The sequence below is a fragment of the Kitasatospora sp. NPDC057542 genome (genome assembly GCF_042801945.1).
Taxonomy (GTDB): Bacteria; Actinomycetota; Actinomycetes; order Streptomycetales; family Streptomycetaceae; genus Kitasatospora.
This window is the reverse complement of sequence record NZ_JBHVFE010000336.1, coordinates 1-10,156: the sequence shown is the minus strand read 5'-3', so window position 1 is coordinate 10,156 and position 10,156 is coordinate 1. Positions and strand designations below refer to the sequence as shown.

The window sequence follows — 10,156 nt, the reverse complement described above, 5'->3', positions numbered from 1 at the left end:
GCCGGACACCGGTGTCCGGCCGGACGGCGACGCCCACGGCCGGGGCGCTCGCACCCGCCACCCAGGGGGGCACTACCCACACAGGGAGTCATGCCGTGAACGGCTGTGCAGATCAAATGCTCGACATGGAACTCCTGCTTCCCTCGGGAGAACCGGTCACACTGCCGACCCTCCTGTCCTACCGCTCCTACGACCCGCTCGCCGTGCGCATCGTCTTCCACACCGACGCGCACGGCCGCATCCCCTGGGTCTTCGCCCGCGACCTGCCGGCACAGGGCCTGCACAGACCGAGCGGGCAAGGGGACGTACAGGTCTGGCCGGGAGCGGTCGGCCATGAGGAGGTACTGAACCTCGCCTTCTCCTCGCCGGAGGGGACCGCCTGGCTCCGGGCCCCGCTCCACGTGGTGGCCGAGTGGCTGGAGCGCACCCACCGACTGGTACCCGCCGGGCAGGAAGCCGACCGGTACGACCTGGACGCCGAACTGTCGTGCCTGCTGCCGGGCACCCGCCCGAGACCCCGGCCCCGGCCCCGGCCGCTTCCGTTCAGCGGCCCGGCCGACCCCGGCGGGGCACACCGCCGCAGCAAGTGAGCAGTAGACGGAGCAGGAGCACAGAGATGAGAGCCCTGGCCTTCGCGCCGCGTCCGGCCGCCATCGTCCGGTGGCGGGGAGCACCGAGCCGTGCCCTGCAGCTGCCGCGCGTGCCCAGGTTGTCGCTCCCGGGATGGTCGGCCACCGTCCTCACCCGCAGCGTCAAGGGACTCGTCGCGGCCCTCCTGGCCTGGCAGGCCGCCTCGTGGTGGCTCCCCGGGCAACAGCAGTACCTCGCCGTGGCCACCGCCCTGGCCATGGTCAACGCCCCGACCATCTACCGATCGGTGACGCAGGCCCTGCGCAGCGTGACCGCCCGCGCCGGAGGGCTGTCACTGGCCGTGGCCGTCGTATGGCTGCTCGGCCCGGCCGCGGGAAGCGTCGCCGCGATCCCGGCCATCGCACTGGTCGCCGGAGGCCGCCGGGGCTCCGACAGCCGCCTGCAGATCGCCTCGACGGCGGTACTCACCCTGGCGGCGGCGACGGCCGTCCCCGTGGGCCACGTCGTCACCCTGACCCTGGCCACCCTCACCGGCGCGGCCGTCGGCATCGTGGTCAACGCCCTCATCCTCCCGCCCGTGCACCTCGGCGCCTCCGACACCTCGGTACGCGAACTCGCCTCGGCCATGGGAGAACTGCTCGGCGACATGGGCCGCGGGCTGCGCGAGCGGCAGCACACCGACCGCGCCCACCAGTGGCTGGAGCGCAGCAGGCACCTCGACGACCTGGCACTCCAGGCCCAGGAGGACGTGCGCCAGAGCCAGGAGAGCCTGCGCTGGAACACGCGGTGCATCGTCCACGGACAACAGAAGCCGACGGACCACAGCGAGGCGCTGCGCGCCCTGCACCGGGTCTCCTTCCAGGTCCGGGGCATCGCACGGACACTGGCCGACAGCGTCGACGACCAGCCCGCCGGTCACGGCCTGAACCGGCTCTTCCTCGACCGGTACGCGGCGACCCTGGAAACGGCGGAGCAGGCGATGGAGTCGTTCGCCGCCCCCGGGCATGCCGCCGGCCCCGATCTCGACAGCCTCTGCGGGCCGCTGCGCCACGCGATCGACGACGCCACGACCTGGCACAGGACGATGACCGACGAGATCAGGCACGGCACGCTGGCCGAACCGGGCGCCTGGCACGTCTACGGATCACTGATCACCGACATCGAACGCCTGCTCGCCGACCTGGAACGCGCGAACCGACCCACCCCGACCACGCCCGGGCCCCGCCCGTCGTGAAGCATCCGGCCCCCAAGCCGGTTCACAGGCCATCCGCCCCACCGGCACGGACAGACCGGCGCGGATTCGTTCGGGCCCGTCCCGGCTCATCGCGATGACTTCACTCCATCGCTTGACGCTCGAATCCGCGGACCGTACGGTGGATCGTGTTGGTTGAAGATTAAACAAACAAGGATGGAGGGCTCCCCCTCCTCCGGCCTGCGCCGCAAGCAGCCAGGCATCCGATGACCCCGAAGGAAGAACCCATGAACCGCACGACCATGCGACGGACCGCCACCGCGACGATCTCCCTCCTCCTGGCCGGCGCCGCCGCCCTCGGCGTCTCCGGCCAGGCCATGGCCGCCACCGCCCCCGCGACGGCCTCGCACTCGTCGTCGTCATCATCGGCCACCACCGTCGACACCGGCCTGCGGATCGACTCCCTGCCCGCCCACCAGATCGGCACCGACCACCGCCCGTACGAGTTCACCGTCCGCTACGCCGACGACACCCGCCTCGCCCAGGCCCAGCAGATCCTCGTCCTCTCCCCCGAACACGGCCCCTACCTCCAGAGCGACGACATCCGCCTGGAGTGGTTCGACGACGCGACCCGGCGCTGGGAGCCCATGGACCTGGACTCGCAGACCGGCACCCTCTACACCCGGATCCCGCTCACCGGCCGCATCCTCACCCACGACGGCGACACGGCCATCCGCTACCGGATCACCGTCCAGCGCGACCTGCCCACCGCACCGCGGCACCTGACCGTGCAGCCCCGCACCATCCTCTACACCGCACCGCAGACCACCGGGACCCAGGCATGACCGCCGGCGGCACCCCACCCGCACGCCCACCACACCGACGCCCGCGCCCGGGTGTGAAGCACCTCGCCACCGCCCTGCCCAACGGCCGGCTGCGTCAGGGCGCCGTCGGAACCAGCGGGATCCGCTTCGCAGACCGACGGCCCGTTCACGCTGCCCGGCGGTCCACCGCGCCCAGCCATTGCGTCAGGGCCGTGCGCACCTCGTCCGGGTCGGGGTCCTCGGCCGCCCACGCGGCATAGCCGTCGGGCCGAACCAGTAGGGTCGGGCGCAGGCTGGTCGCTGGGGAGGCCGTCACCACCCGCCCCGCCCACGGCGCGGCAACCGCGGCGACATCGCGGCCCACCAGCACGAACCTGCCCTCCCGCAGCGCCTCGTAGAGCCGAGCCGGCTCCCCCGCCAGGCGGAGGTCGGGAACCCGGCGCCCAGCGAGCGGATGAGAGCCCCGGGGCGCGGGGTAGGTGATCCCGATGCCGGAGATGCCGCGAGACGCGCGGGCCTCCACCACGGTCAACTGGTGCACGACGGTGGCCAGCGCGGCCCGCAGCGTGCGGATCAGAGGCGACCCGGTGGTAACGGCCGTGAGGAGTGCGTGGCTGACCCGCAGGACCATCCGCCCCACCGGGTGACGCTCCGCGTGGTAGCTGTCCAGCAGTGCGTCACCAGCCCAGCCGTGCACGACGGCTGCCAGTTTCCACCCGAGGTTGGCGGCGTCCTGAAGCCCGGTGTTCATGCCCATGCCGCCGGCCGGCGAGTGGACGTGTGCGGCGTCACCCGCGAGGAACACCCTTCCCTGCCGGTAGCGGGGTACCTGCCGCTCGTCGCTGTGGAACCGGGAGAGCCACCGCGGGTCGTGCATCCCGAGGTCATTGCCGATCGTGCGCTTCGTGATGTCCCGGACGTCCTCCAAGGTGAGCGGCGCATCGTCGGGCACCTGTCGGTGCCGGTCCCAGCCGATGATCCGGTACCAGCCGTCCCCGAACGGCGCGAAGAACGTGAAACCGTCCTCGTTCGAGGCGAAGTTGAAAATCTCGTCGGGGGCGCGGTCGAGCAGCACATCGGCCAACATCACGGATCTGATCGCCGACTTGCCGGGAAACGGCATACCCAGGCTCTCCCTGACGGTGCTGCGCGCCCCGTCCGCACCGACGACGTAACGGGCCCGCAGCGTTCCCGTGGCGCCGTCCGGATAGCGCACATCCACGTCGACGCCGTCCGGGTCCTGCCGCAGCCCGGTGACCCGAGCCCCACGAAGCATGGTGGCTCCCGCTTCCCCGGTCCGGCGCAGCAGGGCCTGCTCGACCTGCCACTGCACAATGGTGAGGATGAAGGGGAAGCGCGTGCGGAGGCCGGAGAAGTCGATGCTGAGGCGGCCGAACGGATGCAGCGCCCGGGTCGGTGTGCCGATACGGAGCAGTTCGTCGGCCAGGCCACGGGCGTCGAGCTGCTCCAGGGTTCGCGCATGGAGGCTGAAGGCGCGGCTCAGGTTGGACTCGTGATCGCGTCGCTCCAGCAGTGTGACATCGACTCCGGACCTGGCGAGGTCACCCGCGAGCAGCAGGCCGGTCGGGCCGGCCCCGACCACCAGAACGTCCGCGTCCGGTGCCCCGTGTCGGTCCGAGGAGGCACTCGGTGACAGGTCCGCTGTGTTCATGCTTCCGAGTCTCAGTCCTGTGTGAGGGTGCTGCACGGCGGGACGCAGGCGCCGTGCCCGGCCGGCCGCAGCCCCGAACGGCGGGCGGGGGCTCGGGGCGACACCGCCGGTTTCAGGGACAGGACCCGCCCGGTCATCGGCTCTCCGTGGCCGACCGGCGGCCGGACCGGACGGCCGGCTCGGTCGTGGTCCGGCCCGTGGGAAGTCTGTCCGTCGGGACCCGGAAGCGTTCGTGGAACACCTGGCGGCCGGGTTCCGTCAGTGCGAGGGCTCGGCCCGTGCCGACCTTGACGACCCAGCCCGCTTCCAGGGCACGCGAGCAGATCGCGGCTCCCACGGCACCGCCCAGATGGGGGCGGCGTTCGGTCCAGTCCAGGCAGGAACGCACCAGGGGGCGCCGCGAAGCGGTGGGGGGCTCGATGCCATTCTCGGCCGCCCAGGCCGCTCCCGCCGGGGTGAGCCGCGGCTCCGGCTCCCAGGTGATCAGGCCGTTGTCGACCATCGCGTCGGTGACGGCCAGGCCGAGGATTCCCGCGAGATGGTCGTAGCACAGCCGTGCACGGGCCAGTGCCCTGGTCCGGCCGCTCGCGCCCAGTGAAGCGGGCCGGGGAGGGCGACGCGGGGCGACTTCGGCCAGGCTCTCGATCAGGGCCATCACCTTGGGGTCGGCCAGTCGCAGGTACCGGTGGCGGCCGTGCCGCTCCTCGGCCAGGAGGCCTCCGCCCACCAGCATGTTCAGGTGCTCGGTGGCCGTCGAGGGCGCCACATCCGCATACCGGGCCAACTCCCTGGCCGTCCAGGCCCGGCCGTCCAGCAGGGCCAGGCACATGTCCGCCCGGGAACCGTCCGCGAGCAGGCGTGCCACCGCGGCGAGGTCGACGCCGACGTCCTTGCCCGCACTGTCAGCCGTCATGCCCCCCAGTATCCCGACGGACGGTTCGGCCCGCGCCGAACCCGCGGCCGCCTAGGCTCCCCGCCCGTCGACCAGTCCCGACCGGTCGGCCGAGAGCGTCTCGGCCCCCCCGGCGCAGACCATCCGAATCCGAAGGAGGCCGTCCCACAGTGCGACCCATCAAGAAGGACCTGCGGCTGTGTACCGACCCCGACGCCCACGCCGCGGGCCCGCCGGCTCCGCTCGCGGACGCCGCCGACGCCGTGGCCGGTGCGGCACCGGGGCCGGCGAGCCCGCCCGGCCGAGCAGCGGAACCGGTGGAAATCGTCTTCACCGACACCCCGCACCGCACCGAGACGGCGGCCATCTCGGACGCGCTGGACCGCTTCAACGTCGGCATCACGGGAATCGACGACCGGCGCCCCCTCGCCGTCCTGGTCCGCGAGCCCGGCGGCCACCAGATCCTCGGGGGCCTGTCCGGCCGTACATCCCTCGGGCTCCTGTTCATCGACCTCTTCTACCTGCCACCCGAGCTGCGCGGCCAAGGACTGGGCAGCCGGATCCTGCGCCGGGCCGAGGAGGAAGGGAGGGCACGTGGGTGCAAGGCCGCCGTCCTGTACACCATCAGCTTCCAAGCCCCGAAGTTCTATCAGCGGCACGGCTGGCACCACCTGGGAGAAGTGCCCTGCATTCCCTCCGGCACCAGCCGCATCTTCATGACCAAGGAACTCTGAGCCAGGGGCACTGGTCTTCGGCGCAGGCGCCGCCGCCATGGAAGCAGTGCTCGCAGTTGCAGGTGTGGCCGGCGTACTCGGCGGCAAGCTGGTCGTGCACCCGGACCCACCTGTGGAGGGCTTCCGACCGGCCGGAACAGGCCGGCCACCGGCCAGGACGGCCGGCAGCCTCCACCGCCGGCCATGCTGCCGGTGCTCTGCGGCCCGGCCCGGCGCCTTCGTGACGGAACCGGGATCAGGCGGGCGGGACGGTCTCGGCGCCCGGCAAGGCCTGGCCGTGCAGGCAGGTGCGGGCGTGTGACAGGGCCACAGCGGCGCAGCGCAGGTGATGGTTGACGACGGGGATCAGGGTGCCGCGCAGACGGTCGGCGGTGTGCAGTGCGGTAGCGGCCTGTTGCAGCAGGTCGCCGGTGCGGTGGACGGTCTGGCCGCGGTCGCTGGTGCGGTACTCCTCGGCGAGGGCCTCGGCGGCGAGGGCGAGTTCGCCGACGCCTGGGTCGTCGACCGGTTCGGCGCCGAAGAACTCCAGCGTGGACGCCAGTTCTGCCAGCCGGGCGTTGCGGCGTGTGTCCCACCACGTACTCACGTTGCGATCATGCACCACGAGGAGCCGCGGCAGGTGAGGAACGGGCCGATTTCCCCGCACCGGTGTGGAATCGGCCCGCGGAAGGTGCGTGACCGGTTTCCCGCTTCGGCGGCGATTCGACCCGGGCCCTGCGTTGTGAGGCTCGGCGTCGTCCGAAGGCCCGGGTGCGTACGACGTGGGGCTGGGGGTCAGGCGCAGGGTCAGCCGGTGGGGTTCGGGGTGGACGTCGACGATGCCCAGCGGGCGGGCGGCCTGGAATCCGAGGCGGCGGACTCGCGGGAGGACGGCCGCTTCGAGGTCGGTCCGGCCGGGCCGGCCTGCCCGTCCCCCGAACGGCCCAGGAGCGCGGCCTGTACAGCGCCCGCGGGGTCCGGCCGGAGACGGTCTGGCGGGACTGGCAGGTGGTCCGGAAGGCCAAGGAGACCGACGACGTGGTGACCTTCGTGGTCAAGCGGATCGACGACCGTCTGGTGAAGACCTCGCTGCCCGGCCAGTACGTCACCGTGCGGATGCGGATGCCCGACGGGAAGCTCCAGCCGCGCCAGTACAGCCTGACCCGGGCCGACGACGGGGAGCACCGCCAGTTCTCGGTCAAGCGGGTGCGCGACGAGGGCGCCGGCCCCGATGGCGAGATGTCGACGCTGCTGCACGACTCGGTGAAGGTCGGCGACACTCTGACGCTGTCGCTGCCCTACGGCGACGTGGTGCTGGACGACGCGGGGCGCCCGGTGGTGTTCGCCAGCGCGGGCATCGGGATCGCCCCGATGGCGGGCATGCTCTCGCACCTGGTCGCGGCCGAGTCCGGGCTGCCGGTCACCCTGCTGCACGCCGATGTCGACGACGCGTCCTTCCCGCTGCGCCGCCAGGTGGTGGGCGACATCCTGGCCCTGAGGAACGCGCGGATGTACCTGTGGTTCGAGCAGGGCGCGCAGAGCCATGAGCCGGTGGACGGGGTCTTCCACGGGCTGATGGACCCCACCGCGGTCGACCTGCCCGAGGACGCCCTGTACTACTTGTGCGGGCCACTGCCGTTCATGCAGGCCGTGCGCAGCGGCCTGGTCGACCGCGGGGTCGCCCCGCGCGACATCCAGTACGAGGTCTTCGGCCCCGACCTGTGGCAGGCCGACCTGGACTAGCGGGTGGTCCTGATCGGCACCGGGGCGAGTGCCGTGCGCGGGCGGTCGCGGACCTGCGGCCGGCCGGAGCCGATCGGGTGGCCCGGTCCCGAAGGGGTGTCAGGGGCGTCGCGCCACTACGATCGCATGCGAACTTGTGAGGCCGTATCCGAACTTGATGCGATTTCCAGACCGTTTTCCGTCACACACACCAGTGAATGTGCCCCGAAGCGGGGGCGTGAACGGCTGGTTGCCGCTCTCCTGGGGCTCTGTCCGGATCGGGCGTCTGCCCGCCGATCACGAGAGTGGGGCCCAGGTGGGGATGAGAACACGAAGGACGTGCGTCGCGCGGGCCGCGGTGCTCGCCGTCGCGCTGGCCGGCAGCGGGTTGCTGACGGCGCCGGCGGCGTTCCCGCAGAGCGGGGACGGAACGGTGACGGTCCGGGTGATCCGGGCCGTGGACGCCTCGGGTGCGTGGACGCCCGCGCTGGAACCGGGGCTGGCGGGCGTGAAGGTGACGCTCACCGGCGGGGACCGGGTCCACGTCGAGGGCACCACGGCGGCCGACGGGACGGTGACGCTGACACCGCCGCAAAGTCGGGAACACAGTGGCAAGTACCGGGTGCAGGTGGTGAATCCGAAGCCGGGCGTGCTGTTCCCCGCCTTCGCCTCGCGGCACGGGCTGGACGGCGCGCCGAACCAGCTGAGCTCCAACGAGGAGTTCGTCGACCTCTCCGGCGGCAGGAACATCTCGTACACCACGGGTTTGTGGAGCCCCGGCGACTACTGCCAGAAGAACGCACCCCTGGTGACGACCTGCCAGAACACCACGTGGGGAGGCGGTGCGCAGCGCACCCTGGTGTCGTTCCCGTACGGTGCGCGCGGCCAGGACGGCGTGGACGTGAACGTCACGAACATCGCCACCGACGCGGAGACCGGCACGCTGTACGGCATCGCGTGGAACAAGGCCGACAGGCGGGTGTTCTCCTCGGCGGCGGCCAAGCGCACCACTGCCTACGGCCCGGGTGGCTCCGGCGGGATCTACGTGACCGACCTGGCGCAGAAGAGGACCACGCTGTTCACCACCGTCCCGGACGCCGGAAGCACGGCACACGGGCCGGGGCCGGACGACGCGTTCCTGGCGGTGCCGGGCAAGGAGAGCCTCGGCGGGCTCAAGGTGACGGACGACGGCAGGGACCTGTTCGTCGTCAACCTCAACGACCGTCGGCTGTACCGCTACGACGCCTCCGTGCCGACCGCGTCGGCGCCGAAGGCCGTCTACCCCATCCCGGACCCGGGCTGCCCCTCGGCGGGAGACTGGCGCCCCTTCGGTCTGGGCCTCCAGGACGGGACCGGCTACCTCGGCGGTGTCTGTTCGGGCGAGTCGACGGGCAAGGTGTCGGACCTGCGGGCGATCGTGCTGCCCTTCGACCTGGCCACCGGCGCGTTCCGCCGGGCCGTGCTGGACCAGCCGCTGGACTACCCGCGCCAGTCGACCGTCGGCTCGGGCCCGTGCGACGGCGCGGGCTGGTTCCCGTGGACGAACACCTACCCGACCACGCAGAACGGCCAGACCTGCTCCGGCTTCCGCGCCCAGCCGGAGCCGGAGCTGGGCGAGGTCGGCTTCGAGACGGACGGCACGATGCTGCTGTCCTTCCGCGACCGCCTCGCCGACCGGGCGACGGGCCAGGCGGCGGCGGGCGCCGCGGTCGGTGAGGTCCTGTCGGGCGGTGACCTGAACAAGGCCTGCCTCGCGAACGGCACCTTCGTGATGGACACCAACAACGGCTGCGGGCTCTCCCCCCGGGGCACCCGCTTCTTCGACACCAGTCGGTTCGGCGTCCACCACAACGCGGACTACGCCGGGATGGCGCTGTCCAAGGTCGAGACCACCGTCGGGACCTCCGGGTACGACCCCAACAACACGGCCTTCGGCTACGGGACGTCGTTCCTCCAGCGGGCGGACGGCAGGCCGGACCCGAAGCCCGGACTGCGGCTCAACCCGGCGGACGTGCCCGCGCCGTTCGGCAAGGGCGCCTCGATGGGCGATCTGGAGGTGCTCTGCGACCAGGCGCCGCTGCAGATCGGCAACCGCGTCTGGTACGACCCCGAGCGCACGGGCATCCAGAAGCCCGGCCAGCGCCCCGCGGAGGGCGTCACCGTCCACCTCTACGACGGGTCGGGCAAGCTCGTCGGAACGGAGAGGACGACGGCGCGCGGCGAGTACTACTTCGACGACTCGAACGTGGACGGCGGCCTCAAGCCGCGCACCAGGTACACGATCCGGCTGGACAACGCCGCCGACTACGCCGAGGGCGGCCCGCTGTACCGGTGGGTGCCCACCAGGCACGACGTCGGCGACAACCCGTTCATCGACTCCAAGGGCATCGTCCCGCCGGGGGGAAGGTATCCCGAGCGGGTGCTGACCACCGGCGGGCCGGGCGAGAACGACCACACCCTCGACTTCGGTTTCCGGCACTGCGGGTGTGGGCACTGACGCAGGTCGAGCACGACCGGGACGGCAGGCCGCCGGCGGGCGCGACGCCCGGC

9 protein-coding genes are annotated in these 10,156 nt (G+C 72.2%); 6 read left to right on the top strand and 3 right to left on the bottom strand.

Annotated features, from left to right (window positions below):
• Positions 1-125: 125 nt before the first annotated feature.
• The 3 genes from ACFU7Y_RS31650 to ACFU7Y_RS31640 all read left to right on the top strand — a co-directional run bounded on the left by ACFU7Y_RS31650 (position 126) and on the right by ACFU7Y_RS31640 (position 2,628).
• On the top strand, positions 126-590 hold the full coding sequence (locus tag ACFU7Y_RS31650) for an SsgA family sporulation/cell division regulator (RefSeq protein WP_224279583.1): 465 nt from the start codon (positions 126-128) through the stop codon (positions 588-590).
• A 26-nt stretch (positions 591-616) separates the two neighbouring features.
• Positions 617-1,825, top strand: a complete 1,209-nt coding sequence (locus ACFU7Y_RS31645; RefSeq protein WP_224279581.1) for an aromatic acid exporter family protein — start codon at positions 617-619, stop codon at positions 1,823-1,825.
• Positions 1,826-2,070: 245 nt separating this feature from the next.
• Positions 2,071-2,628: a hypothetical protein gene (locus ACFU7Y_RS31640; protein ID WP_224279579.1), complete on the top strand. Its 558-nt coding sequence runs from the start codon at positions 2,071-2,073 to the stop codon at positions 2,626-2,628.
• A gap of 145 nt (positions 2,629-2,773) precedes the next feature.
• On the opposite strand, the gene ACFU7Y_RS31635 is transcribed toward ACFU7Y_RS31640, so the two are convergent.
• Both ACFU7Y_RS31635 and ACFU7Y_RS31630 read right to left on the bottom strand, forming a co-directional pair.
• A complete protein-coding gene (locus tag ACFU7Y_RS31635) occupies positions 2,774-4,279 on the bottom strand; it encodes an FAD-dependent monooxygenase (protein WP_380770445.1) in 1,506 nt (501 codons plus the stop codon).
• Between the two features lie 133 nt (positions 4,280-4,412).
• Complete coding sequence (locus ACFU7Y_RS31630) at positions 4,413-5,192, bottom strand: helix-turn-helix transcriptional regulator (protein WP_224279577.1); 780 nt, start codon at positions 5,190-5,192, stop codon at positions 4,413-4,415.
• Positions 5,193-5,341: 149 nt separating this feature from the next.
• On the opposite strand from ACFU7Y_RS31630, the gene ACFU7Y_RS31625 reads away from it, so the two are divergent.
• A complete protein-coding gene (locus ACFU7Y_RS31625) occupies positions 5,342-5,905 on the top strand; it encodes a GNAT family N-acetyltransferase (protein WP_224279575.1) in 564 nt (187 codons plus the stop codon).
• A 235-nt stretch (positions 5,906-6,140) separates the two neighbouring features.
• Here the strand turns inward: ACFU7Y_RS31625 and ACFU7Y_RS31620 are convergent, their stop codons facing one another.
• Positions 6,141-6,491 carry a hypothetical protein gene (locus ACFU7Y_RS31620; RefSeq protein ID WP_224279573.1) on the bottom strand — a complete coding sequence of 117 codons (351 nt, stop codon included), beginning with the start codon at positions 6,489-6,491 and terminating at the stop codon, positions 6,141-6,143.
• Between the two features lie 401 nt (positions 6,492-6,892).
• Between ACFU7Y_RS31620 and ACFU7Y_RS31615 the strand changes: the two genes are divergently transcribed.
• Positions 6,893-7,627, top strand: a complete 735-nt coding sequence (locus ACFU7Y_RS31615) for an FAD-binding oxidoreductase (protein ID WP_308020197.1) — start codon at positions 6,893-6,895, stop codon at positions 7,625-7,627.
• Positions 7,628-7,928: 301 nt separating this feature from the next.
• Positions 7,929-10,103: an SdrD B-like domain-containing protein gene (locus ACFU7Y_RS31610; RefSeq protein WP_380770442.1), complete on the top strand. Its 2,175-nt coding sequence runs from the start codon at positions 7,929-7,931 to the stop codon at positions 10,101-10,103.
• The last annotated feature ends 53 nt before the right edge of the window (positions 10,104-10,156 follow it).

Excerpts from the sequence above, each read along its gene's own strand:
- ACFU7Y_RS31650 (WP_224279583.1), top strand. The coding sequence starts at position 126 with ATGGAACTCCTGCTTCCCTCGGGAGAACCGGTCACACTGCCGACCCTC.
- ACFU7Y_RS31640 (WP_224279579.1), top strand. The coding sequence starts at position 2,071 with ATGAACCGCACGACCATGCGACGGACCGCCACCGCGACGATCTCCCTC.
- ACFU7Y_RS31645 (WP_224279581.1), top strand. The coding sequence starts at position 617 with ATGAGAGCCCTGGCCTTCGCGCCGCGTCCGGCCGCCATCGTCCGGTGG.
- ACFU7Y_RS31635 (WP_380770445.1), bottom strand. The coding sequence starts at position 4,279 with ATGAACACAGCGGACCTGTCACCGAGTGCCTCCTCGGACCGACACGGG.
- ACFU7Y_RS31630 (WP_224279577.1), bottom strand. The coding sequence starts at position 5,192 with ATGACGGCTGACAGTGCGGGCAAGGACGTCGGCGTCGACCTCGCCGCG.
- ACFU7Y_RS31610 (WP_380770442.1), top strand. The coding sequence starts at position 7,929 with ATGAGAACACGAAGGACGTGCGTCGCGCGGGCCGCGGTGCTCGCCGTC.